22 protein-coding genes and 1 other RNA gene are annotated in these 23,978 nt (G+C 41.3%); 12 read left to right on the top strand and 11 right to left on the bottom strand.

Annotated elements, in window-relative coordinates:
• Positions 1-30 precede the first annotated feature (30 nt).
• Both ACM0OY_RS33350 and ACM0OY_RS33345 read right to left on the bottom strand, forming a co-directional pair.
• The gene (locus ACM0OY_RS33350) at positions 31-975 is read right to left on the bottom strand and encodes a hypothetical protein (RefSeq protein ID WP_414573048.1); all 945 of its coding nucleotides are present in this window, start codon (positions 973-975) and stop codon (positions 31-33) included.
• A 3-nt stretch (positions 976-978) separates the two neighbouring features.
• A complete protein-coding gene (locus tag ACM0OY_RS33345; protein ID WP_414573047.1) occupies positions 979-2,115 on the bottom strand; it encodes a hypothetical protein in 1,137 nt (378 codons plus the stop codon).
• A 144-nt stretch (positions 2,116-2,259) separates the two neighbouring features.
• On the opposite strand from ACM0OY_RS33345, the gene ACM0OY_RS33340 reads away from it, so the two are divergent.
• Both ACM0OY_RS33340 and ACM0OY_RS33335 read left to right on the top strand, forming a co-directional pair.
• Complete coding sequence (locus ACM0OY_RS33340; RefSeq protein WP_414573046.1) at positions 2,260-2,625, top strand: helix-turn-helix domain-containing protein; 366 nt, start codon at positions 2,260-2,262, stop codon at positions 2,623-2,625.
• A 4-nt stretch (positions 2,626-2,629) separates the two neighbouring features.
• A complete protein-coding gene (locus ACM0OY_RS33335; protein WP_414573045.1) occupies positions 2,630-3,175 on the top strand; it encodes an ImmA/IrrE family metallo-endopeptidase in 546 nt (181 codons plus the stop codon).
• A 164-nt stretch (positions 3,176-3,339) separates the two neighbouring features.
• Here ACM0OY_RS33335 and ACM0OY_RS33330 read toward each other — a convergent pair whose 3' ends face one another.
• Positions 3,340-3,663: a hypothetical protein gene (locus tag ACM0OY_RS33330; protein ID WP_414573044.1), complete on the bottom strand. Its 324-nt coding sequence runs from the start codon at positions 3,661-3,663 to the stop codon at positions 3,340-3,342.
• A 636-nt stretch (positions 3,664-4,299) separates the two neighbouring features.
• On the opposite strand from ACM0OY_RS33330, the gene ACM0OY_RS33325 reads away from it, so the two are divergent.
• The 7 genes from ACM0OY_RS33325 to ACM0OY_RS33295 all read left to right on the top strand — a co-directional run bounded on the left by ACM0OY_RS33325 (position 4,300) and on the right by ACM0OY_RS33295 (position 11,007).
• Positions 4,300-4,788: a pentapeptide repeat-containing protein gene (locus ACM0OY_RS33325; RefSeq protein ID WP_414573049.1), complete on the top strand. Its 489-nt coding sequence runs from the start codon at positions 4,300-4,302 to the stop codon at positions 4,786-4,788.
• Entirely contained in the window at positions 4,788-5,966 is a 1,179-nt protein-coding gene (locus ACM0OY_RS33320) for a 5-(carboxyamino)imidazole ribonucleotide synthase (protein ID WP_414573043.1), read from the top strand. The genes ACM0OY_RS33325 and ACM0OY_RS33320 overlap by 1 nt, the downstream gene beginning before the upstream one ends.
• A gap of 59 nt (positions 5,967-6,025) precedes the next feature.
• Positions 6,026-6,209: non-coding RNA, 6S RNA (gene ssrS / locus ACM0OY_RS33315), on the top strand.
• 338 nt (positions 6,210-6,547) lie between these two features.
• Positions 6,548-7,813, top strand: a complete 1,266-nt coding sequence (locus tag ACM0OY_RS33310) for a M16 family metallopeptidase (RefSeq protein ID WP_414573042.1) — start codon at positions 6,548-6,550, stop codon at positions 7,811-7,813.
• Between the two features lie 76 nt (positions 7,814-7,889).
• On the top strand, positions 7,890-9,161 hold the full coding sequence (locus ACM0OY_RS33305; protein ID WP_414573041.1) for a M16 family metallopeptidase: 1,272 nt from the start codon (positions 7,890-7,892) through the stop codon (positions 9,159-9,161).
• 122 nt (positions 9,162-9,283) lie between these two features.
• A complete protein-coding gene (locus ACM0OY_RS33300; RefSeq protein WP_414573040.1) occupies positions 9,284-10,357 on the top strand; it encodes a peptidoglycan-binding protein in 1,074 nt (357 codons plus the stop codon).
• Positions 10,358-10,653: 296 nt separating this feature from the next.
• The gene (locus ACM0OY_RS33295; protein ID WP_414573039.1) at positions 10,654-11,007 is read left to right on the top strand and encodes a phage holin family protein; all 354 of its coding nucleotides are present in this window, start codon (positions 10,654-10,656) and stop codon (positions 11,005-11,007) included.
• Here the strand turns inward: ACM0OY_RS33295 and ACM0OY_RS33290 are convergent.
• The 3 genes from ACM0OY_RS33290 to argS all read right to left on the bottom strand — a co-directional run bounded on the left by ACM0OY_RS33290 (position 10,979) and on the right by argS (position 13,965).
• Positions 10,979-11,467 carry a cobalamin biosynthesis protein gene (locus ACM0OY_RS33290; RefSeq protein ID WP_414573038.1) on the bottom strand — a complete coding sequence of 163 codons (489 nt, stop codon included), beginning with the start codon at positions 11,465-11,467 and terminating at the stop codon, positions 10,979-10,981. The genes ACM0OY_RS33295 and ACM0OY_RS33290 overlap by 29 nt on opposite strands.
• A 31-nt stretch (positions 11,468-11,498) precedes the next feature.
• The gene (locus ACM0OY_RS33285; protein ID WP_414573037.1) at positions 11,499-12,062 is read right to left on the bottom strand and encodes a Uma2 family endonuclease; all 564 of its coding nucleotides are present in this window, start codon (positions 12,060-12,062) and stop codon (positions 11,499-11,501) included.
• 139 nt (positions 12,063-12,201) lie between these two features.
• Positions 12,202-13,965: an arginine--tRNA ligase gene (gene argS / locus ACM0OY_RS33280; protein WP_414573036.1), complete on the bottom strand. Its 1,764-nt coding sequence runs from the start codon at positions 13,963-13,965 to the stop codon at positions 12,202-12,204.
• Between the two features lie 795 nt (positions 13,966-14,760).
• On the opposite strand from argS, the gene ACM0OY_RS33275 reads away from it, so the two are divergent.
• On the top strand, positions 14,761-15,591 hold the full coding sequence (locus tag ACM0OY_RS33275) for a DUF4114 domain-containing protein (RefSeq protein ID WP_414573035.1): 831 nt from the start codon (positions 14,761-14,763) through the stop codon (positions 15,589-15,591).
• Between the two features lie 124 nt (positions 15,592-15,715).
• Here ACM0OY_RS33275 and ACM0OY_RS33270 read toward each other — a convergent pair whose 3' ends face one another.
• Positions 15,716-16,984 (bottom strand): tetratricopeptide repeat protein, encoded by a 1,269-nt coding sequence (locus tag ACM0OY_RS33270; protein ID WP_414573034.1) that lies wholly within the window; start codon positions 16,982-16,984, stop codon positions 15,716-15,718.
• A gap of 348 nt (positions 16,985-17,332) precedes the next feature.
• On the opposite strand from ACM0OY_RS33270, the gene ACM0OY_RS33265 reads away from it, so the two are divergent.
• Positions 17,333-18,631, top strand: coding sequence for a cation:proton antiporter (locus ACM0OY_RS33265; RefSeq protein ID WP_414573033.1), 1,299 nt, complete (start codon positions 17,333-17,335; stop codon positions 18,629-18,631).
• Positions 18,632-18,912: 281 nt separating this feature from the next.
• Here the strand turns inward: ACM0OY_RS33265 and ACM0OY_RS33260 are convergent, their stop codons facing one another.
• From ACM0OY_RS33260 to ACM0OY_RS33245, 4 genes are all read right to left on the bottom strand, one after another.
• Positions 18,913-19,377: a hypothetical protein gene (locus ACM0OY_RS33260; RefSeq protein ID WP_414573032.1), complete on the bottom strand. Its 465-nt coding sequence runs from the start codon at positions 19,375-19,377 to the stop codon at positions 18,913-18,915.
• A gap of 142 nt (positions 19,378-19,519) precedes the next feature.
• Positions 19,520-20,626, bottom strand: coding sequence for a saccharopine dehydrogenase family protein (locus ACM0OY_RS33255; protein WP_414573031.1), 1,107 nt, complete (start codon positions 20,624-20,626; stop codon positions 19,520-19,522).
• A 134-nt stretch (positions 20,627-20,760) separates the two neighbouring features.
• On the bottom strand, positions 20,761-22,275 hold the full coding sequence (gene crtD, locus ACM0OY_RS33250; protein WP_414573030.1) for a C-3',4' desaturase CrtD: 1,515 nt from the start codon (positions 22,273-22,275) through the stop codon (positions 20,761-20,763).
• 55 nt (positions 22,276-22,330) lie between these two features.
• Positions 22,331-22,495: a hypothetical protein gene (locus tag ACM0OY_RS33245; RefSeq protein ID WP_414573029.1), complete on the bottom strand. Its 165-nt coding sequence runs from the start codon at positions 22,493-22,495 to the stop codon at positions 22,331-22,333.
• Between the two features lie 101 nt (positions 22,496-22,596).
• Between ACM0OY_RS33245 and ACM0OY_RS33240 the strand changes: the two genes are divergently transcribed.
• Entirely contained in the window at positions 22,597-23,886 is a 1,290-nt protein-coding gene (locus ACM0OY_RS33240) for a M16 family metallopeptidase (RefSeq protein WP_414573028.1), read from the top strand.
• Positions 23,887-23,978 lie beyond the last annotated feature (92 nt).

Genomic DNA, 23,978 nt, shown 5'->3' with positions numbered 1-23,978 from the left:
GTCTTACATCAAGCGATGTGAATTGATTTTTTATTGTTTGTGAGAAATTTGCGTAACGACTAACGTGATCCGGCGATCGCAATGATGCCGCAAAATATTAACACTGAACAACTGCGAAACCGTGGTTTTTCCAGAAGCAACCATGCCTGCAATATTTGTGAAGCCATCTAACTCAAGAATTTGCTCCTCTTGCGGAAACAGTGTTCCGTTCTCCTGAACTTTGTGGAAATTAATTTTGCGAAAGCGATCAACCCAGTGTCCTCTACCAGTTTGATTCCAGCCATATTGACGCGCTAACGCTTCCTCTCGCTGATCAATCCATGCTGCATCTAGCTCTAAATCTGAAATACGAAGCGAAAACGAAGTACGAGAACGAGACGCAAACCAAGGTGACGGCTGTATTTGAGCATTTCGTACTTGCTGCTGTGTAAATCTGACTGGTACTATAACCGTCTCTTCTCCTGTCTTTGCCTCAAATTGATAAGTGGTTCTGGCTTCTACCCGTTTAACTTTGCGAAGCCGGAAATCTAAATTGGTATTTAAGCAACGTTCGTACAAATCTTGATGAACTTGATGCCGGAGATTTTTGGCAGCATTAATAATATAGCTATCCCAGTTTTGCGGAGTAAATTCGTGATAGTTACGCCAATCTAGAGGAATCCTTAGATAAGAACGCAGTGCGCCTAACCAAGCGAAACGGGCGGAAAATGGAACAATTTGGCGAGTGTTAGCGATCGCTCGACGTTCCATTTCATTCAAACTCTGTAAGCGTGGATGTCTCAAAGGCATTCCACTCAAAATTGCCCAAGGTGCGCTGACTGGCTCATCATCAAGTTCTAAATACTCCATCAGAGCAAAGCCAAGCTCTACTTGAAGCAACAATTCAGTTTGAGTACGATCCAAACCTGCTTCCTTCAACTCTTTGAGTCGGTCTTGAAACTCGGTTGGTACTTCAAATAAGTTCATCTGACTCATGGACTATTTTCCTTCCCGCAACTGCTCAATTTTATGGATAACTCTTTCCTCAAATACAGCATCACTCAAAAGGTTTGTACTGCTAGGCAACTTTATCGCCTGTTCACGAAGAATTTCGAGGTAGTCCTCTCGTTGTTGTAGGCGTTGGATGGGAATAACATAAAAGCTCTCGTCATAACACAGATCGCCCTCACCGAATAGAGGTGTCAGCTTTGGTGCTAAATTGTAGGGGCTTCGGTAATCTTTAATATCTACAGCCCAGGTTGATTGGTCACAGAAGCGTAGTTGTAAGTCATAGCGATCAATACCAGGATAAAGATGGATGGCACAAAGCTGATCTGGATATTTGCTTTGAAGTTCTTCCAACGCTTTAAATAAACGCATCTCAGGTATACCCGGTAAACAAATACGCAAATGGATACCAAACTTCAGACGACGCAGCCCTTGTTTCCAGGTGATTTGTCGAATAAATGGCAAATTTTGGCGATGATCGTTGCAAGCACTGGGTTTAATACCACGTAACTTTCCATACTTTTTAAACAAAGGGCCGCAGCGATCACAATTCCAACAAGCCTCATTTTCTTGACACTCATCGTAGAAATCGCCCACTTCTTCAATATCAATATGTCGGCTTTTTAAAAAAGCTTTGCGAAGCTGTGCCGGAGTTGTGTAACCATTCTCAATCAAAAATCGGCGCAGCAAAACATATTCTTGCTGAACGCGATCAGGATCGCTATTGTTGTTGTAAAGTTCTTGCAATCGTTCCAAAATTTTCTGAAACTGGACATTCTCTATGGCAATTTGTTTGGTTAAAGTGGTGGCAAACTCTGACAACTTGGTTTTTTCAAGTAGTTCTTCATATAAATATCGACTTGCTTCTTCACTTAACACCCCTTCATAGAGCAGGCCAAAATCTGAGTCAAACTCTTTTGGCAGTAAGCGCCCTGGATACCAAGTTTTTACAGGTTTTTCGAGTAATCCTAAAAGACCAGTTAGAGTCCGCGGGTATGTTACAGCAGTTAACTCTAGAGCTAGTTTATTAAGAGCATGACGGAGCAGTTCAGGATATGGATACCTGCCATCTCGACGGACAAACTCTGCTAAACCAAGGATGAGATTATCAAATTCATTACTTCCCATTGAAGGTAATCCTTCATTTAGAGGATTTTTTTAACAGCACGAACTTTTTCAAGCGTGATACATTTGTTTCATAAACCGTACAATATTATTTATTTTGTGTCAACTAAGAAACCATTTGTTCTTTTGTGAGACAGGAGCAAAGGAATGGGAAGTTATCTAGATATAGAACGATTAGCAAGCCTAGTCCGCAAAAAACGCGGCAGCAGAGGACTACGGGAAACATCGGCGGAGATTGGTAATGTTAGTCCATCCACTCTTTCACGAGTAGAGAGTGGCAAAATGCCGGATATGGAAACTTTTCTGGCACTTTGTAACTGGCTAGAAGTGCCGCCTGCGGAGTTGTTTAGAACCTCAGATGAGGATCAACTGGATACGCCTGAAGCGATCGCTATTCAACTACGCGCTGACAAAAATCTTGATCCAGCGATCGCTAATGCTTTAGCATCTTTAGTTAAAGCAGCGTATCGCGATTTGTCTCAAAATGATGGCGAATTGAAGCAAGATCCCTAAAGATATGTCATTAATTCAAAGTCTATCGCCGGAATTTAGGCAACGCTGTGAAGCGATCGCAACCGAACAACGAAGCTTACTTCGAGTGCGATCGTTTGAACCTTTACCCGCAGACATTCTAGCAACTAAGTTAGGAGCAAGACTTTTTATACCCGATCAGGTTCCGAATTTAGAGCCAGAGCAAGTAGCAGTATTACTTGCTAGCGATGGTTGGTCAGCAGGGATTATACGCTATAACCCACTATGGATTGTATACAACCCGCGTCATGCACCTACACGGTATGAATCAAATCTGATGCATGAAATAGCTCATGTGTTGTTCAATCATAAGCCTGTTGGCTTTGATTCGGTAACTGGACTACCAAAACGCAAACAGAACAACGAAGATGAAGCAACTTTTCTGGGAGGATGTCTTCAAATTCCTAAACGTGGTTTACTATGGGCGACACAACGAAAGATGTTGTTACCTCAGATTGCATCACATTTCGGTGCTAGTGAAGCTATGGTGCAGTTTCGCAGCAATGTAACAGATGTGTCTGTCAAATGCTAATGTCTTAAAATATCTGCATCTGTCAACAAACAGAATTCATCAATGAATAACTAATAATCTTTAGCTAAAGTTGTGGTAATTTCGTCTCTTTTTCTTAAATTAAAAACTGCTCTTGTTTACTTGTAACAAAAGCAGTTTTAATACCAAAGCCCAAAATTATAAATTTAGGCATCCTCAAGTTCCAATTGAGCCACCGTAACTGCGTTAAAAGCGAAAGCTAAAACTAATGGCATCGGAGACTGGAACCAAATGGTAAAAAGAATAGCGAAGATTGTGCCAATTACTGCTGAGCTAGACCACAATCGTTCTTCAAAAGTCAACCCCTTCTCGGCTTTAATCACTCTGAGAACGTGAACTGGAATCGGTTCGGGCATTACTCCACCCGGAGGGAAAGCCCAGAAGTTGTTACGCCGCTCGACAAATAAATCTGTCCAGCCATTTTCTTGGCACCATGCCTCAATCCATTGAAGTGAGTAATGATTAATCATCGCAGTTGGGAGTTCTGTTTGTGGAATTTGTGTAGTTGGTGAAGATAATCTCTTGGAGATTCATGAAAATATAACTAATTCGGTATAAAATCAACTCTATCTATGGTATTTTTAAGCTTTGTGAAGCAGTTGAGATAAATGATAATTAGGCTCAAACATTGCTTTGCTTAATTAAAAGCCTAGCAGTGGATAGAATCTGTTGACTTCAAATGAAAATAAACTTTACGTGAAAAACTTAAAGTTAAGAATTGTAAATAAATCGATGGATGTAGGTTTAGCTATTGGTAGACATAGCTTGAAATCATTCCTTGAGAGTTAAAAAAATAGAAAGTTATTTGTATCAGTCTTTGGTAATAATTCTGCTGGTATGATGTTGCGTAGGCGTAGCCCGTCGTAGACATCGCCCCATACTCCACCCAAGTAATCCACCCTTTGTGCCTAAAGTCGCAGAAATAATTTTGCTCAAGATGAGAAGCGCAGGCTGTTTTCACGTTACAAAATATTAAGCAGGGGAAATTATAGATTCCCAAGTTCAGTAGGAGGGCTGCTAGTCGCAATTGCGATCGCGCAGTCAACTTAATATTCAAATGCGGTAAGCTTACAATGCAGCGATTATACACAAAATTGGCTCTGGATATGTTTTGGCGGCAAGGATTGGCGTTACTTTTGGGGATTATTGTATGGTGCGTGGCCCATCCTGCACTGGCGGTAAACTGGACTCATCCACTCTCATTTAGTAATGCAGAGTTGTCGAGACGTGATTTTTCTGGTCAAAGTTTACAAGCTGCGGAGTTTTCTAACGCCAACATGGAATTTGCTAATTTTACAAACGCTGATTTGCGGGGAGCAGTATTGAGTGCTTCGGTGATGACGCAAGCAAATCTCCACGGAGCAGATTTAACGAATGCAATGGTCGATCAGGTAAACTTGACTAAGGTAGATTTGAGTGATGCTGTTCTCAAAGAAGCCCTTTTGCTCCGCGCCATCTTTAATGATGTGAATATAGACGGTGCAGATTTTACAGATGCAATTTTGGATAAAGCGCAAATCAAAGAACTGTGTACACAAGCCAGTGGTGTGAATTCCAAAACAGGTGTGCAAACTCGTGATTCTCTGGGATGTTAATGAAACGTGTAGGTGTAATTGGTGGCGGACAACTTGCCTGGATGATGGCAGATGCAGCACGCAAGCTAGGAGTAGAATTAGTAGTACAAACTCCTAGTGAAGGCGATCCGGCGGTGTCAATCGCTCAAGAAATTGTTTTTGCTCCTGTAGATGACGCCAGTGCTACAGAAATATTAGCGAAAAAATGCGATGTCATCACCTTTGAAAATGAATTTGTTAACTTAGATGCTTTATCTGTTTTAGCAGAACAAGGTGTTTGTTTCCGTCCAAGATTAGAAGCATTAACTCCTCTTTTAGATAAATATGATCAGCGTTGCTATTTAAGGGATTTAGGCTTGCCAGTTCCTCGATTTTTCGCCGTCGAACAAACAGAAAATCTCAAATCAAAAATAGAACATCTAGGTTTTCCTGTGGTTCTGAAATCCCGACGCCACGGTTACGATGGTCAGGGTACTTTCATAATTCAGGACTTAGCTGCTTTAGAAGAAAAGTTAAGTTATGAAACTATAACAAAAACTCTAAATCAATCACTTTTTTTGTTAGAAGAATTTGTACCTTTTGAAAGAGAACTAGCAGTCATGGCAGCTCGTTCTGTGGACGGAGAAATAGTTACCTATCCAGTGGTAGAAACCCAACAAAAACAACAAGTGTGTCGGCAGGTAATTGCGCCAGCTGAAATTACCCCTAATCAAGTAGCACAAATAGAAGCGATCGCACATACTCTATTAAATAGCCTGCAAGTAGTGGGTATCTTTGGAATTGAGCTATTTCTCACCACTGATGGCAAAGTGCTGGTAAATGAAATTGCTCCCCGCACCCACAATTCTGGCCATTTTTCCCTTGACGCTTGTGAAACTTCTCAATTTGAGCAACAGCTAAGGGCAGTTTGTGGTTTACCCTTAGGAAATCCTAGTTTACAGTGTGCTGGTGCTGTGATGGTGAACCTATTGGGGTATGAAAATTCTCACAGCGATTACCAAAGCCAGCGTCAACAAATAGCAGAGATTCCCCAGGCGCATGTCCACTGGTATGGTAAAACTCAATCGCGTCCTGGGCGAAAGTTGGGACATGTCACCGTTTTGCTGGATAATCAAAATCGAGAGCAAGCGATGGCTGCGCCGACGCCGTTGGCGAACGCTGTTGCCCAAACCATAGAATCTATCTGGTATCCCAGCTAAATTTTGAGAAACTTTCGATGTTGAACACACAACATCTTTTTGAAAGCTATAATGAGTTAGTTGCACTACGACGTTGGTGACTGCCATCAAGTTTTTTGATCTATGCCTTTAAAGACAAGGGAGTCAATATTTCTCGTGGCAGTAGACCGGGCATGTACCCGGAAACTTTAAACGAGGAATTTAGGTTCCCACCTGGATAAACCCAGGTCATAAACTTAGGTAAAACGGCGTCGCGGTGAACTTAAAATTATTAGCTCCCAAAGTCAGTTAGAATTTGGGAGCTTTAATTATTTAAATTAGTAAAACTTATATTAGAAATCAGAAATTTAAAAGTAGAATTCAAAAAATTGGAAACGACGCAAATTAAAGCTTTTGACTGTATTCCATGCATCGAAAAAAATTACTTATAGGGGTTTTAATTTCGATGGAATAGGCGTTAGGGTAGCAAACCTGTGGCGTCTAGTTCAATTGGGCGCTACCTGCTAATAAAAACAAAATCTGTATAACATGATTCTAATTTAGGTAACATTCGGAGTTAAAATCGCACAATTGAATGAAATTGTGGTTAAAGCTACAAAAAATTGTCACAACAACTAACTAATACCGTATTTCCAGCCTCGGTCTTCCGACTAGACAGTGGCTTAACGTTTATTCATCAAGAAATTCCCACTACACCTGTAGTTGTGGCCGATGTTTGGGTGCGCGCTGGAACAACCCTAGAGCCAGAACCGTGGTTCGGTATGGCGCACTTTTTAGAACACATGATTTTTAAAGGTACAGCAACACTACCCCCTGGAATGTTCGACCACAACGTTGAAAACCGGGGTGGTGTTAGTAATGCGGCAACAAGCTATGATTATGCTCATTATTCGCTGACCACAGCCGCGCCTTATTTGCAAGATACCCTGCCGCACTTAGGAGAACTACTGCTGAATGCGGCAATTCCAGAAGATGAATTTAGCCGCGAACGGGACGTAGTACTAGAGGAAATTCGCTCGTGCAATGACGATTCTGACTGGATAGGATTCCAAGCTTTGATTGGCAGCATCTATGGGCATCACCCTTACGGACGTTCGGTACTGGGTACTGAGCAAGAACTGATGCAGCAGTCACCAGAAGCAATGCGCTGCTTTCACCGTGCCCATTACCAACCAGAAAACATGACAGTGGTAATTGCAGGTGGCATAAATCAGCAGGCAGCTTGGGAATTAGTAAATCGTTCATTTGCTGATTTTGCCGAACCTTGTCATTGTCCGCAGTTTGAAAAAGTGGGACAGCCGATAATAACAGAAATTCGTCGTCAAGAACTATGTTTACCACGCATAGAGCAGGCGCGATTGTTAATGGCGTGGGTTGTACCAGGAGTAGAAGAAATCCACACTGCCTATGGCTTAGATTTGTTGTCGGTGTTATTAGCAGAAGGGCGGACTTCACGTTTAGTACGTGATTTGCGGGAAGATCTGCAATTAGTACAAGGAATTTGTAGTAATTTTTCTTTGCAGCGGGAATCGAGTTTATTTACAATTACTGCCTGGTTGGAACCAGAAAATGTAGAAAAAGTTGAGTCGTTGATTTGCGAGCATTTAGATAAGTTACAGACTCAGGAAATCAGTCAACAGGAACTAGCCCGCTCGCGCAGGCTACTATGTAACGAGTATGCCTTTTCTACTGAAACGCCAAATCAACTCACAGGACTTTACGGATACTACAATACAATAGCCCAAGCCGAATTAGCTGTGACATACCCCCAGGAAATTCAGTCTTTTGATGCCCAAGAACTGCAAAAATTAGCTAAACAGTATCTCTCACCGCAAAATTATGCGGTTACTGTGCTTAGACCATGTTAGGTATGGAAGATGAGGAGACGCCGGGATGGGTGGAAAAAGTAATGACAAATAACTAATGACAAAGGACAAATAACAAATGACAACCTTGCTGCAAAAGTCGCCTATCCATCGCACTGTATTAAACAATGGTATTGTCGTGCTAGTGGCAGAAAATCCTGCTGCGGACATTATTGCAGCCCGAATTTTTGTGCGTGCCGGCAGTTGTCACGAAAACCAAGAACAAGCAGGGTTGGCACATTTGTTATCAGCAGTGATGACAAAGGGATGCGATGGACTTTCTAGCTTGGAAATTGCTGAAAAAGTCGAGTCTGTTGGGGCGAGTTTAAGTGCAGATGCCGCCACTGATTATTTTTTACTATCTTTCAAGACGGTAACATCCGATTTTGCCGAAATTTTAACATTGGCAGGGCAGATTTTGCGATCGCCTACTTTTCCCGAAGTCCAAGTGGAACTAGAACGGCGTTTAGCACTACAAGATATTCGTTCGCAAAAAGAGCAACCCTTCACTGTGGCCTATGAGCAAATGCGGCAGGTAATGTACCAAAATCATCCCTATGCTATGTCGGTATTGGGAGATGAAACAACCATGAGCAGCTTAACTCGTGCAGACTTAGTGCAGTATCATCAAACTTATTTCCGTCCCGATAATCTGGTAATTAGTATTGCGGGTCGAGTCACACCCACAGATGCAGTAGCATTGGTAACAAAACTTTTCGGTGATTGGCAAGTTCCAGCATCAGCACTGCCAACACTCAATTTACCTGAAATTAGGGTGGAACCACAGGTAAGGCTGAAGCCACAACAGACGCAACAATCAATCGTGATGCTTGGTTATATGGGAACATCAGTAAGTTTTCCTGACTATGCCCCACTGAAATTGCTGTGTACCTACTTAGGAAATGGGCTTTCTAGCCGCTTGTTTGTCGAATTGCGGGAAAAGCGAGGTTTGGCTTACGAGGTATCTGCCTTTTATTCAACCAGGCTATACCCAGCATCGTTTGTGGTTTATATGGGTACAGCACCAGAAAATACCACCATAGCCTTAGAAGGATTGCGTACAGAAGTAGATTTATTATCTACCAGCGAAATATCCCCAAGTGCCCTCCAAGCTGCTAAAAACAAGATTCTGGGACAGTATGCTTTGGGTAAACAAACGAACGGACAAATTGCTCAGATATACGGTTGGTATGAGATTTTGGGGTTAGGAATTGATTTTGACATTAAGTTCCAAGAACTGATTGCGGCTGTGAATGCCCAAGACGCCATCGCCGCAGCTTGTAAGTATTTAAAAGAACCTTATGTGTCTTTAGTTGGCCAAGAAGCAGCAATTAATGGGGCGATCGCATAAGGTAGATGATGGTACAGACGTAGCCCATCACGGCGAAAAGGTAGATATCGCTTTGTGTAACAGCTGTTTTTTACACCAAGCGGCTGTACCATTAGCATCAGAATATTCTGGGAGTAAATTCCATGCAACACAGCCCGACAGCAAGTATTTTGAGTTACTTAAAATTACTACATCCAACTGTAAATCGCTGTAGAATGGAAAAACGGCAAAAAGCTTGGTGGACAAAGAGATTTAAGTCTTTATCAGCAACTCAAATACTCCTGTTCTCCGCTACACCTCTGCTCATTACCTCCTCTGCTCTAGTATCAATTGCAGCCCCACAAAAAATAGCCCAAGTAAACCCCGTAGATAGTATCAGCCGTCCTACCCTGAAAGTTGGTAGCCAAGGCGAACGCGTATCTGAACTTCAGGCAGCTTTGAAACTTTTGGGTTTTTACTCTGGTGTAGTAGACGGTATATATAGTGAAAATACAGCTGGTGCTGTTTCCCGATTTAAACAAGCAGCTGGCTTAAATCCAGATGGCATCGTTGATGCCACCACATGGCAACGACTTTTTCCCAGAGAACCGATAGTAGCATCAACAGTTCCTTCATCTGGGCAAAGATTTAACTCAGCGACAAATTTTCCCGTTCCAACCCAGGCTACCAGCCTCACCAACGTTGCAAATCCCAACCCACCAAGACAAGCTGTAACCCAAGTTCCCACCAACCCAAACTCACCAAAGAAACCTGTAACACAAGCTGCTAGCACCCCCAAACCACCAAAGAAACAAGCCGCTACCAGCCCCAAACCACCGAAGAAAGCTGCAACACAAGCTGCTAGCAACCCTGAACCAAGGCCTGCTAACCCTAGACAAGCTCAAAAAACACCGCAGCGTACTACATCAACTACTCGAACTCAGTCAACTACACGTAGCGGACAAACTACCCGAACTCAGTCAAATACAAGTACTAAACGAACCCCTGGTATTCAATACACCTCAGAAGGATTACCAATTTTGCGTATAGGGTTACGTGGTTCGGAAGTTGTCAAATTGCAGCAACAACTGAAAAAGCTTGGTTACTTAAAAGGCGATGTAGATGGAGACTTTGGCGCGACAACCGAGGCCGCTGTTAAAGCTGTACAAAAGCGTTATGGTTTAGAACCTGACGGCGTAGCTGGGGGGGCTACTTGGGAAATTCTTTTGCGGCGTTAGGGAACTTAAATTATCATTATTCAACTTTTGGAATAAGGGGGATAAGGGAGTAAATTCTTCCTTGTCCTTTTTGTCTTTGAATAAAATTATGGATTGGGGCTGTATGCGATCGCATTGTCACTGGTTAGTTGACTTAGGTACATCGTGCAATACGATAAAGATACTGGGATTAAAAGTATTTCTCTATGCCAGCAGAGCATCTCCGGCTTTGCTCCTGAATTCTGCTGTATGTTACAGATCGCAATGGACAAAAGTCAAATTAATTAAACTTACGGTTAATTCTTCTAAAAAAACTTATGCAACACTTTTTATTAACTTGGCTCGGTACTGCGGTGGCGTTATTGATCACTTCTAAAATTGTTGATGGTTTTATTGTCAATAATTTTGTTGTAGCCCTGGTTGCGGCAGTGGTTATCGGGCTTGTTAATGCGTTTATCAGGCCTATTTTGCGTCTTTTGGCATTTCCGATTACCTTGCTCACCTTTGGTTTATTTACATTAGTGATCAATGGTTTAGCCCTTTGGTTGGCAAGTGTCCTAACTCCTGGTTCTGGTTTTGAAATTAAGGGCTTTTTACCTGCTTTATTTGGTTCAATTGTACTAGCAATTGTTTCTAGCATCATTAACTATCTTTTGAGAGTTGTTGAGTAGAAAAATTATTAAAATTTGCAGATTGGGCAACAGCTAGCGTTAATGCTCCTGGTTGCCCTTTTAATTGGAAAATTCGTTTGGAAACTAAGAATTTTACCCGCAATTGTTCTGTGCTGATAGAGAGAGAATCAGTCAATAAAAAGTTGAATTGAGTGGCTGCAACAATAGCCGCTGCTTCTGCTACGCTGGGTGTACCTACTTCTTGGTTGGTAATTGTGCTGGGGTTAGGAACCAAGACACGGCGAAGAACTTCGGCAGAAAAAGCTTTTAGGGGCAAATTGCGTAGGTTGCAAAATTCTCCTAAGCCAACTTCTGAGACTTTAGTATCGATGGTAGCAATACCCGCGATCGCATTTTGGCAAAGTTGATTTTCTTCAAATACTTTTTCAATTGCCAAATCAATTAACTGCCATGAAGTTCCCCGTTTACAACCAATTCCTACCCATAAAACCTGTTGCACTTAGCAGATTTCCTAATTCAGTTTGTGTTTTTTACTCCGATAACCAACCAAGTAAATCTCCGACCGTCAGCTTCAACTCACTTGCAAAATCTGGCACAGGAAGTAAATCTTTTAGCTCATCCAACATCACTGGCTGTTGATTGCGTATGTACACAAACACAGTTTGTTCTTCTGGATCGATCAGCCAGCGCATGTGTGTTTCATAATTTAGGCAATGTAAAATATTTTTTGTAAATTTGGTTTGTCTTTGGTCGGGTGATAGAATCTCGATAGTCCAATCGGGAGCGGCTTGGAAAACGTTCGCAACTTGGCCATTTTCATCGCGGGGAATTCTCTCCCAAGTAAATACTGCCACATCTGGGACAATTGATCTGCTATCAAATGTACACCGCAGTTCTGGAAAAGCACGAGCAATTCGCTTGGGCTTGACGCTTAAGTTGATAATGCTAACCATTTCACCTTGAATTATACTGTGCTTTCCCTGTGGCATAGGTTTTTGAATAATTTGCCCATCGATGTATTCACTAGCGGGCTTGGTTTCTGGTAGCATCATAAACTCTGCCAAAGTTATGTTTTTTGATGGTGTCCGTACCATTTGTAAGTCTCCAACAAAACTTCTTGTATAATTCCACCAATTGTGATTAAATAACCGCTAAGATGCAAAGGACACAAAGAAAAATTAACTTCAGTTTAACTCTTATTTCCCTGCGTACCTTTGCGTTTAGAAAAATATATTACATCCTTTCTAATACCTGAATTCCTAACAAAGATAATCCCAACTTCAGGGTTTTAGCGGTCAAATCACACAGAATCAAGCGGGATGTTCGCTGGGGTTCCTCGGCATCCAACACCCGAACTCCTTGATTGCGGTCATAAAACTGATTGAATTTTTTACTCAGTTCATACAAATATTCACATAAACGATGAGGCAATAAATCTTGCTCTAGAGTATTAATAACTTCATCGAGTTGAAGTAAATATTTTGCTAGCGCTAATTCGGTTTCATGCTCTAAGACTACAGCATTATTTTCTAACTCCTCAAAGTTAATTTCACCCTTGCGGCTAATCCCTTGAATCCGGGCATAAGCATATAGCATATAGGGTGCAGTATTGCCTTTATCAGATAGCATTTTGTCGTAACTAAAAATATAGTTACTGGTGCGGTTTTGACTAAGGTCAGCATACTTAACAGCACTGATGCCGGCTACTTTAGAAACATGAGTTTTAAACTCTTCAGTTTCATTACGACCTTCTTCTTGAATTTTTGTCTCAAGTAACTCCCGAAACCTCACAACTGCCTCATCTAACAAATCCCGTAACCTTACACTGTCCCCAAAACGAGTTTTGATTCTTTTACCATCTTCTCCTAACACCAACCCAAAAGGCACATGTACTAATTCCACATCATCGGGAATCCATCCAGCTTTGCGTGCTACCTGGAAAAACTGGGCAAAATGGTTTGCTTGTCCAGCATCTGTTACATAAATTATCCGCTTTGCTTCATCCTGCTGAATCCGGTAACGCAGGGATGCTAAATCTGTAGTGGCGTAGTTATAACCGCCATCTGATTTCTGCACAATTAAAGGTAAGGGTTCACCTTCTCGATTTGTATACCCTTCCAGAAAAACGCATTTTGCCCCTTGATTTTCTACCAGTAATCCAGATTTTTCTAAATCTTTCACAACTCCTGGTAGTAAGGGATTGTAGAAAGATTCCCCTCGTTCAATTAACTTGATATCCAGCAAATCATAAATTACTTGAAACTCTCGCCGTGATTGTTCGCACAGTAATTTCCAAGCATGGAGTGTATCTTGGGCACCTGCTTGTAATCTGACGACTTCTTGGCGTGCTGTTTCTTGAAAAGCTTCATCTGCATCAAACCGGAGTTTGGCTTGGCGATAAAAAGTGACTAAATCGCCGATATCTAAAGCATTAGCAGTAGTCAGGGCTTGGGGGTGGACTTCTCGCAGATAGGCGATTAACATGCCAAATTGCGTACCCCAATCACCGACGTGATTTAACCGCAGGACATCATGTCCTTGAAATTCAAGAACGCGGGCGATCGCATCACCGATAATTGTAGAACGCAAGTGCCCGACGTGCATATCTTTAGCAATATTCGGACTCGAAAAATCCACAATTTCCCGTTGTGGTGTTTTCGCCGTTGGGACTCCTAACCTGGGATCTCCTTGAATAGCGTTCAGTTGTGCTTCCAGGTATACTGTTTTCAGCTTCAGATTGATAAATCCTGGCCCAGCAATTTCTGGTGGTTCGCAGATTTCGGATACATCTAATTTATCAACTATGGCAGATGCGATTAATCTTGGTTGCTTTCCTAACTTTTTACTCAGGGATAAAGCTACATTTGCCTGATAATCACCAAATTTAGGATTACTAGCAGCAACCAAAATAGGATCTATTCTGGCGAAGTCAGCACCAAAAGCTGCGGCTAAAGCCTGCTCAAACTGAATTTTTAGTTTTTCTTGTGTAGGGTTCATATATGAATTCTATCTGCGAGGGGGGTGATGTAGCTCTGGAAAAGCTTGATTATTTTAACCTTAAAATATATTCATCAAGTCGAAGCAAAGACCGTTATCTTTAAGCACAACCCTGGAAATTGTCTCCCATCCTTGGCATAACTTCCAGATTCTGACGATAACCCAGTGGATGTTGACAGACTACTATGGGACTTTTATTTGATGGCGTCAAGAAACTCGCCCTCAACTCGAAAAAGCGGATTACTTCAAGTAAACGAAAGTGTGGTAGGCACTAAGCACTTCAGTGCTTCAAACAAGGACTAAAGTCCTGACTACAAATTTATTTACTCAGATTTCGTTGATTTAATGGACTACTACGTTTCTCAACGTAAGTACGAAGATCAATTTTGTTTGTATAACCCCGAATTCTATTTGCCAAGGCTGAAGTAGATACGTATGACACCACGAACCTACCTATGTACTTTGTCTCTTGGAAAATCGCTAGAGATTTAGGTTTTAGGCTTTAACTCTATAAATTGCATATCTTATTTTCATAAAATATATAAATTTTTCATCAATTTTTCATCATATATTAAGTTGAAACCTCAGTGCTAATAACAGTGTATTAGCGAATGAATAATAGTCTTTTTTAAGTAAAATCACTTTAAATAAAGAGCTATTTGAATATACTAAAAAAGCGCAAAAACAAGATTGACTTTCTAGAAGCATAACTGTTAGAAGTAAGGGACGACAAAAGAGAAATCGCTGCTCATCAGAGCATTTGCTAACTTGTATTCCCTAATTAATGACTCTGTTATGAAACGTACTTTATTCACCGCTTTGATTGCTGCTACAGCTACCTTGACCGGATTAGTATCGAAAGTAGAAACGGCATCAGCTTCTGGTTTTACTTGGAATGATTCTTGGAGTCAACCAACAGTACTTAATAAGTCTCAAACTGGTTTTAACGACACCCCTTTCCAACAATTTGTTCAAGCAGAAGGCATTGAAATTCCAAATAGCGGTCAGTTTAAATTAGACCCAACTAAATTAAACCTCAAATACGACCACAATGTTTCTGTTTACTTTATCAATGAGGGTGCTGGTTATAGAAACCAGTTAGCCTTCGATGCCGCAGGAACTACTAATAAGTCTGGGCTAGTTTTTAACGATATTTCTTGTGAAGGAAACGGCTGTGTTGGTGGTTGGGGTGGTAATGCGCTCAAGCTGGGTGATGGTGTAAATCTTGGTAATTTTACCGCAGGTACTCAACTGGATTTCTGGTTAAGAGCTGATGGCCTCAACCGTGGTGGCTCTGCTAATATCTTTGGTACAGACACTGCCTCTAATGCTGACGGACTACAGCACACAGTTGCTTATGCCTACAACAACTACATCATTCTGGCATTCGAGGATTTATACGGTGGTTTACACGCTTCAGGTGTAGATTCTGCAACTGGTAAGTGGAACGAAGGCTCTGACCGTGACTTTAATGATGTTATCGTTGTTCTTGATATCGGTGAGGCTAATGTTAAAGGCTTAATTGGTGCTACCGTTCCAGAACCATCTGTTACTCTGTCAATGTTTGCGGTAGGAGCAGTTAGCATGTTTAGCTTACGTCGTCGCCGTAAAACTGGCACAATCTAACTAAACTTTGGAACGTTGTTAATTTTAGGTGCTTTTACTTTTCTTAGACAATAACGACCGATCACTAGCATTTTCACCCGTATAATTATACGGGTGAATTTATGTGTATAGTAGCATTTATCTTCTACATACCGCGATCGCGTTCTAAATCATCAATTACTTTTTGCAAATACCACTCGTCTGACATCCCAGGATAATAATCCTGCTTTTGCTCAATTAATCGTTCGGCGATTTCCCAATATCCCCCCACCATCCGCAAAAGTCGCTGACGTAGCAGGTTATAATTTTGCTTTTTAAACTCTGGATTAAATTTTTGGATTTTTTCTAGGCTGCTTAAGACTTGTTGATAATTTACCCAGTCTTCTTGTTCACAAAAAATACTCGCTGCGCGTTGATAATTCTCCACAGCATTTTGCATTTCTTCTATGCAAGAATAGGCAATGCCGCAATTGTAATAAGCTTGAGCATCATCAGGATTGATTTGCAGGGCTTGGCTGTAATCTTGAATTGCACCGAGATAGTTGCCCATTGCCCGGTAGGCATTACCTCTGGCAACATAGACTAAGGCATCTTCTGGTTGCATTTGGATTGCTTGATTAAGATCTGCGATCGCTCCAGTATGATCTCCTAAGACAGAACGTGCTTTGCCTCGGTTGCGATAGACAATGGCATCCTCAAAATTTAGTCGCAATGCTTGATTAAAATCTGCGATCGCTTCTCGATAATTGCCCATTTTACAGCGTACAACGCCACGACAGCAGTAAGCTTGGGCATCTTGCGGATCGGCTTTCAATATCCAGTTTAAATCTGCTAGTGCCTCTTGGGTATCTCCTTTTTCAGCCTTTTCTAATAGTTGCGTGAAATATTCTTTTGTCGATAAAATCGGCGCATTTGCAGAACGCGATGCCTGCACAGCGGGTAATCCTTGGGGTTGTAGCTGTTTAATTTGTTCCAGGCACAGGCGACAACTCTCTTTGTCTTGCTGTTCTAGATATAATCCAGCAGCTTTTTTAAAGTTAGCGATCGCATCTTGAATATAACCCTGTTTGCGCCGCAACATCCCCCGCAGTTGATAAGCAGGAGCATAATTGAGATTGAAACGAATCGCGCGTTCAACGTCCTCCAAGGCCCCCGGCAAATTTTTTAGCGCCAGCCTTGCTAAGGCACGACAATAATATGCTTCTACACTCTCAGGATTGAGCTTCAGAGCCTCAGTATAATCTGAAACAGCTTTTAGGAATGCTCCTGAGTCATAATATGCCAAACCCCGTTGCAAATAAGCTTCGGTAAAGTAAGGCGTTAATTGTAAAGCATGGTTAAATTCCTCAATTGCTCCGGCGTAGTCTTTTTGCTTAGCCTTTTCTAATCCTCTATTGTAAAATTCCTCATTCATGGCATTTATTTATTTGATTGAGTTAGTTAAATCCGAGCAGACTTGCTTAGTAGCCTAACCTATAGAGTTACTCTTGATATTTTAAGTATTCAGCTTGGCTTTGCTTAATTTCGTAATTTTCGCTGAATCTACTTAATTACAGCAAAATTTAGGATTCAGGAATCATAATTGAGGATTAAAACAGGTTAAATAGCTGATTTTGAGAGTAATCGTTGTATATTTCACAAAACTGAAATCTGCTGTATCTCTAATGCATTTATTCCTAAAATCTACCTACAGGTAATTTCTAATTAGAAGCTATTGCAACTAAGCTGACAAAGTAACACTTAATTTTTATATACTTTCCATATGGTAGATATCTATATTATTGACCTATTTGTAATCGGTCTACTTTTACTAACGGTCACCTTAGGATCGGGTTGGATTTCACGATTACCTCTTTCTTTTGCGATTATCTATCTAATTGTTGGTATTGTTTTAGGACCTTATGGCTTTGGACTGATTCAACTACGTCGAGATGAAGTGTTCAACGCCCAATTACTGGAAAAAGTTACAGAATTAGTAGTAATTATTTCCGTGTTTAGCTGCGGTTTAAGAATTGTTCGCCCTTTAAGGCTAGAAGTTTGGGGAATTACAGCCAGACTAATTGGATTTTTAATGCCAATTTCAATTTTTGCTATAGCTGCTGTAGGTAAATTCTTTTTAGGTATGAATTGGGGAGAAGCAATTTTATTAGGAGCAATTCTCGCTCCAACCGATCCAGTATTAGCTTCGGAAGTTCAATTGACTGATGTCAAGGATAAAGATGAGTTACGTTTTGGTTTAACTTCTGAAGGTGGGTTAAATGATGCTTTAGCTTTTCCGTTTGTTTATTTTGGGATTTATGCCCTCAAAGAAGATAACTGGGGCAGCTGGTTTAAACAGTGGGTTTTAGTTGATTTAATTTGGGCGATCGCTGCTGCTATTATAATGGGATTTGTTGTAGCTAAAGTAATAGTTTGGTTAGATCAAAAAATTCAAAAACGTCGTCAGGTTGATGATTTGATGGAAGATTTTGTGGCGATCGCTACAATTTTGTTAACTTATTCTTTGACAGAAATTGTTAATGGCTACGGATTTTTAGCAGTATTTGTTGCTGGCTTAGTGGTTCAACGCAGTTACAGAAATCCTGATAAACCACTAGAACAATTAGAATTTATTGAGCGAATGGAAAAGCTCTTAGAAATCGGGACAATTTTAATATTGGGGTCGATATTATTAGTCAAGCCCATGTTAAATTATGCGGCTCAATCTTTGTTAGTGATATTTTTATTGTTTGTAATCATCCGACCTTTAGGAGTCTGGATTAGTACAATAGGAAAACGTCCTATATATTCTCACCGTCGCACCTTGAACCCAGGAACACGTTTGTTATTTGGTTGGTTTGGGATTCGCGGTGTTGGCTCTTTATATTATCTTGCCTATGCCTTTGGTAAAGGCTTAGAAGGCGAAGTTGCAGAACAAATTTCCTGGATAACTTACACTACTATTGTGGTTTCTGTGATTGTACATGGAATTAGTGCAACTCCTTTAATGGAGTGGTACGAACGCAGGATTGCCAAGTACGCAAAGCCTACTCCTCCTGACACAATTGATGAGTTTGAGTAACAATAAATTGGAGATTCATAATTCAAGATATCAAAATCCCAGTATCTTCAATATACCGGGATTCTCTTTTTTGAGGAATGATTTAGAAGCGATCGAGCAAGAGACAAAAAACAGTATATAAATTCTTATCGTAAGTCAAAGGGTTTAAGACCCCTCTCTTACAAAGTTATGATCTAAGGAAGCCTTAGCTCAACGCCACTTGCTTTCCGACGCAGGGCGACAGGAACGCAGTGGCTCGACTTTGCGCTACGTCTATACGTAGTCCCAGTTTCAGTCGGGGTTTAAATTCCCTTCTGAAAATGTCTTAAATTTTGAATTTTGAATTTTGAATTGTTAATGTCTCCCACTTTTTCTACTATTTTTTCCTTACCTGTCACCTTTTCAACTATCTCTCCAGCTTTATCAACTAAATTAGGCTCAGACTTTCCTTCAGCCTTTAAATTTCTTTCGTAAGCCTTCTCGATAGTTCCAAGATTTTGAGAATCTTTTACTGCTTGTTCGTAAGCCTCTTGTCGTGCTTCTTCTTGAACGCCAACACCAGGATCATATTCGTTAGCGCGGTTAATTTTTTCTTCAGAGTTAGGTTTATACTCTGGAGGTATTAGCTTTAATTCTTCAAGAGTAGTTGCATAACTAGCCTGCTGAATGAAAATGAATGAACCAGACAAACTGATAAAAATCATTAAGCTAACAATCAAAAAGCTTGAATGTAAAGCTTTTTTTAAAGTTAATAGAATTTTTTGCATGGAAAAGCTTCCCTGTATCGTGATTTTTTACTCTGAGCCAATTGTTATGTATAAATGGATTCAAGTTTGCAGGCTCAAAGGTATGCTAATGCTTTAAGTACAGTTTTTCCTTCTACCGTAAGAGATATTAATTAATTTTTCTTTATGACCACTTGTGATGAATTTTAATTCCTCGGCTTTGCATTGTATGTTCAAATAAATCTGTTGGTAATGCTTCTTCTACAGCAAAAACCCCTGGTTTTTTGAGTTTGCCTTCTAGCAATAATTGGGCAATACTACCAGTGCCACAACCAGAAGCAGTTGCTGTATTTTCATGCACTAAATTTGAACAAAAAACGGCTAGTTTCCCATTTTTTTGTCCTGTAACTTCTGAACGAACTGCTACGCCAATACCGCTAAAATTATCAGTGAAATCTGTCATAGAATGGCTGACATGAGAGAGAAATTCAATCATGTAACGACGTTGCATTAACCACTTGGGAAAAATATGTGCCGCAATCCAAGTCAAGTGATTGTAGAAATCGGGTACAGAACCAAATTTGGTAATTACAGTTTTTACTGATGGGAAGGCTTTAGGCAGTGTAAAGGTTTCTGGCATATCAAACCAGTAAACTCCACTGTCTTCATAGGGAGACGGAAAGTTAACTATTTCTCTTTCACTATAGGGCTTGACTATCTGCCATTTGCCATTTATCCAAGCTTCAAAAGGATGTTGTAATCCCAAAAAAGTTGTTCGCATGACTGTAATACCAGCACCGCCAGAACCAGAAACTAAATAACTTAAATGGATCTTTTCTGGATTATCAAATTGTTCAACACCCTGACGTACCATGCTGTTAGAAATACCAGGAAAAATGCCAGTATTAATAATCGCTGTCACCCCAGCAGCAGCAGCTTGTTGATGATAATTGAGAGCCTTACTAGTATAAGAACGGTGGTCGCTGACATCTATATAGTTAACGCGTTGAGCAATACAAGTTTCTAGAACATTAGCATCTCTATAATGGAATGGCCCAGCACAGTGGATGACTAAATTAGAGTTGGCGATCGCTTCTCTTAATCTATCAATTTCTGCTAAGTCTAATACTAAAAACTCTACTTGCCCTCCTGAGGACAAGCTAACGCCTTTGCCAGTCTCGGCAGAACGTCCAGTAATTGTAATTTGTGCCTGCGTGTGGGTAGCTAGATCCTGAGCAACACTGCTACCAATGCGCCCCCGTCCGCCAAGAATTAAAACTCTGTCTGTCATTACTCCGGCATTAGCAACACTAACCTTATTTCATCAGTTTTTTGTCTCTTTTGTCATCGGTTATAAGTGTGATTTATAGTATTTGACAAAACTCTTCCTACAGATACGTTGTAGGGTAGCACAGCTGTGATGCCCTACATCTGCGCTTCGATTTGCCTGACTACTGTTAGCGCCGAGTAACTCACCCCTGCGGTGCCTTCGCCGGGATGGGTGGAGTCACCAACTAACCAAAGATGTTCGATTGGTGTACGATTGGCAAAGCCAAAGGGACCAAAGGTGGGAATTCTTTGACCGATACCGCCAACTATACCGCGATCGCGGGCTGTGTAATGTGCAAAGCTCCGGGGTGTTGCGGCTTCTACGTGAATAATCGTTTCTGGTTTGAGATAAAAGTATTGGGCAAGACGAGCGATCGCTTGTTGGGTATACTTTTGTTTTAATCCTGGATAATCTTGAGTTTTCCACCACGGCGCAGGATCGACGAATGATGAAGCGATAATCGTGGCTTTACCCTCCGGGGCGCGACCATCTCCAGGATGACTGACGGAAACAAACAAGGAATTATTCTCGCCAATGGGGCCGTTGGCATCATACAGAAATTGTAGGTGGGGTGGACATTCCAGAGGAATAGCACTGGCGTCTACGCCCAAATACACCACAAATGCGCCCGATGCTTGGGGGAGTTTTTCCACTCTGTTTTGATAACCAGATGGGGCTTTTTCTCCTAACAACTGCACCAAGTTTTGTACGGTGACGTTGCTAACTACATGGTCAGCTGCTTCTGTCCAGACTTCGCCGGTTTTCTGATTTTTAATCACTACAGCACTGGCTTTGCCGTTTTCTACTTTGATTTGTTCGACGGTGTGGCGCATCAATAATTTGCCGCCATCTCGTTCTAAGGATTGTACCAGGCGATCGCTTAATACTTGCATACTACCTTGGAGATGAAATAATCCTTGGGGCAGTTGCGATACACTCAAAGCTGTGGCGGCGTAAAGTAATGCTGTTTCCTCTGCATTCACTTGGGAATACAATTTGAGTTGCAAATCTAAAAATGTTCTCAGTCGTCGGTCATTTCCCAGTCCACATAACCTTAAAGCATCTCCCACCGTCGAGAAAGTGAAAGGTACAGTAATTAATGTACTGGGACGTAGTGCTTGGGTTAGCTGCCACAAGTCCCATAAATTACGCGGTGGTAGCACTGGGTCGCGTCCTTGAAATTCCCAACTGGCATTAAATAAACTTGCCATCAATTGCCAGAACGGTTCGCTACCAGGAAACTGCCTTTGTCGTTCCTCTCGCCATTTTTCTGGGTCGCGCCAAACGTTAATGGGCGTACTTTCTCCAGGTAAATACACTGCACAAGCAGGATCGCAAGGTGTGGCTTCTGGTAAATCTATTTCTAATTCTGAGAAAATCCGGTGGTGAATTCCTCCAGGTTCCAAACCTGCAACTTGGGTTGCACCTACATCAAAGGTAAATCCTTGGCGTTTAAATGTAGATGCACAGCCTCCCGGTACGATCGCTTGGTCTAAGATTAAGACGCTGTAACCTCTATGAGCTAATAATGCCCCAGCTGTCAGTCCACCAATTCCCGCACCAATGACGACAACACGAGGTTTAGTTTTGTCTACAGAAATCCTGGACATTGATACTTATTTTTTATAATTCTTAACATTACTACTCATAATTTTACAGCGTTTTTCATTTATTTAAACTCGAATCACAATATCCGCCCTGCATTGTTAATGCATCGACTCGCAATTGAGTTGCATCGACTCGCAATTGAGTTGCATCGACTCGCAATTGAGTTGCATCGACTCGCAATTGAGTTGTGTCGCCTCGCAATTGAGTTGTGTCGCTTCGCAATTGAGTTGCATCGACTTGCGTGTCTAATTACTTACCTGAAAACTGCTGTAAGTCGTAGATAAGATATAAAGAGTAATATAGCTCCTCCCACACAAGTAGCGATGACCTCAACCCTGGACAAATTTCCTCGTCTAAATGCTCCAAATCTGCATAAATTACTTAATGGTTTGACAATCATAGCTGAGCAAATGCCAGTTGATGCCGTGAACCTCAGTCTATGGATCAAAGTTGGCTCAGCTGTGGAATCTGATGCCATTAACGGTATGGCTCACTTTTTAGAGCATATGATTTTTAAAGGAACAGAACGACTAGCTAGCGGTGAGTTTGAACGTCGAATTGAAGAACGGGGTGCTGTGACCAATGCCGCTACTAGCCAAGACTATACTCATTACTATATAACTACTGCGCCTAAAGATTTTGCCGAGCTTGCGCCATTACAAATAGATGTAGTATCTAATGCCAGTATTGATGATGATGCTTTTGAACGGGAACGATTAGTAGTTTTGGAAGAAATTAGACGTTCAGAAGATAATCCCCGGCGTCGCACTTATAGACGCGCAATGGAGACAGCGTTTGATCGGTTACCATATCGGCGTGCGGTGTTAGGGCCAGAAGAAGTAATTGCTGGACTAAAACCCCAGCAAATGCGAGATTTTCATGGGACTTGGTATCAACCCCAGTCAATTACTGCTGTGGCTGTGGGCAATTTGCCTGTAGAAGAATTAATTGCAGCCGTTACCGAAGGATTTACACAAGCCCACAGACGCGATGAATCGCGTCTCTACAAACAGACGGGATTAATCGGGTCTTTAGAGATTGAAGCACCATTTACAGAAATAGTCCGTCGAGAATTTATTGATGAAACTCTGCAACAAGCTAGATTAGTGATGCTTTGGCGGGTTCCAGGAATGATACAGCTAGAACAAACTTATGGACTCGATGTTTTAGCAGCAATTTTGGGACATGGACGAACATCAAGACTAGTGCAAGATTTACGAGAAGAACGGAAATTAGTTTCTTCAATTTCAGCAAGCAACATTAGCCATGAGTTGCAAGGTACATTTTATATTTCAGCTAAATGTGCAGTGGAAAATTTAGCAGAAGTAGAAAATGCGATCGCCGAACACATTCGTAGTTTACATACAGAGTTGGTGAAAGAATCAGAAATTGCCCGTGTGCGGCGACGAGTAGCCAACAGATTTATCTTTGGTAACGAAACACCAAGCGATCGCGCTGGGTTATATGGCTATTATCAATCTTTACTGGGAGATTTGGAACCTGCATTTAACTACCCAGCTGAAATTGAGAATCAAGATGCTACTGACTTAATGCAAGCAGCTAAAGACTATCTTTCCCCAGATGCTTATGGTGTAGTTATTATGAAGCCCTAAGTACGAAAGGATAGTTTTATCATGTCCGGCTAATCACTTATAGCGATTCTCGTTTGGATGCAATACACTTTGACCTCTCTCCAAACCTCTCT

Source organism: Nostoc sp. CCY 9925, assembly GCF_963920935.1.
Classification (GTDB): domain Bacteria; phylum Cyanobacteriota; class Cyanobacteriia; order Cyanobacteriales; family Nostocaceae; genus Nostoc.
The sequence above is the reverse complement of the archived record's forward strand: the minus strand, read 5'-3'. Positions and strand labels throughout refer to the sequence as shown.

Coding starts and splice junctions, on each gene's coding strand:
- ACM0OY_RS33320 (WP_414573043.1), top strand. CDS start 4,788: ATGAAACGTGTAGGTGTAATTGGTGGCGGACAACTTGCCTGGATGATG.
- ACM0OY_RS33350 (WP_414573048.1), bottom strand. CDS start 975: ATGAGTCAGATGAACTTATTTGAAGTACCAACCGAGTTTCAAGACCGA.
- ACM0OY_RS33325 (WP_414573049.1), top strand. CDS start 4,300: ATGTTTTGGCGGCAAGGATTGGCGTTACTTTTGGGGATTATTGTATGG.
- ACM0OY_RS33345 (WP_414573047.1), bottom strand. CDS start 2,115: ATGGGAAGTAATGAATTTGATAATCTCATCCTTGGTTTAGCAGAGTTT.
- ACM0OY_RS33260 (WP_414573032.1), bottom strand. CDS start 19,377: ATGCAAAAAATTCTATTAACTTTAAAAAAAGCTTTACATTCAAGCTTT.
- ACM0OY_RS33305 (WP_414573041.1), top strand. CDS start 7,890: ATGACAACCTTGCTGCAAAAGTCGCCTATCCATCGCACTGTATTAAAC.
- ACM0OY_RS33285 (WP_414573037.1), bottom strand. CDS start 12,062: ATGGTACGGACACCATCAAAAAACATAACTTTGGCAGAGTTTATGATG.
- ACM0OY_RS33300 (WP_414573040.1), top strand. CDS start 9,284: ATGCAACACAGCCCGACAGCAAGTATTTTGAGTTACTTAAAATTACTA.
- crtD (WP_414573030.1), bottom strand. CDS start 22,275: ATGTCCAGGATTTCTGTAGACAAAACTAAACCTCGTGTTGTCGTCATT.
- ACM0OY_RS33240 (WP_414573028.1), top strand. CDS start 22,597: ATGACCTCAACCCTGGACAAATTTCCTCGTCTAAATGCTCCAAATCTG.
- ACM0OY_RS33295 (WP_414573039.1), top strand. CDS start 10,654: ATGCAACACTTTTTATTAACTTGGCTCGGTACTGCGGTGGCGTTATTG.
- ACM0OY_RS33270 (WP_414573034.1), bottom strand. CDS start 16,984: ATGAATGAGGAATTTTACAATAGAGGATTAGAAAAGGCTAAGCAAAAA.
- ACM0OY_RS33265 (WP_414573033.1), top strand. CDS start 17,333: ATGGTAGATATCTATATTATTGACCTATTTGTAATCGGTCTACTTTTA.
- ACM0OY_RS33275 (WP_414573035.1), top strand. CDS start 14,761: ATGAAACGTACTTTATTCACCGCTTTGATTGCTGCTACAGCTACCTTG.
- argS (WP_414573036.1), bottom strand. CDS start 13,965: ATGAACCCTACACAAGAAAAACTAAAAATTCAGTTTGAGCAGGCTTTA.
- ACM0OY_RS33340 (WP_414573046.1), top strand. CDS start 2,260: ATGGGAAGTTATCTAGATATAGAACGATTAGCAAGCCTAGTCCGCAAA.
- ACM0OY_RS33255 (WP_414573031.1), bottom strand. CDS start 20,626: ATGACAGACAGAGTTTTAATTCTTGGCGGACGGGGGCGCATTGGTAGC.
- ACM0OY_RS33335 (WP_414573045.1), top strand. CDS start 2,630: ATGTCATTAATTCAAAGTCTATCGCCGGAATTTAGGCAACGCTGTGAA.
- ACM0OY_RS33330 (WP_414573044.1), bottom strand. CDS start 3,663: ATGATTAATCATTACTCACTTCAATGGATTGAGGCATGGTGCCAAGAA.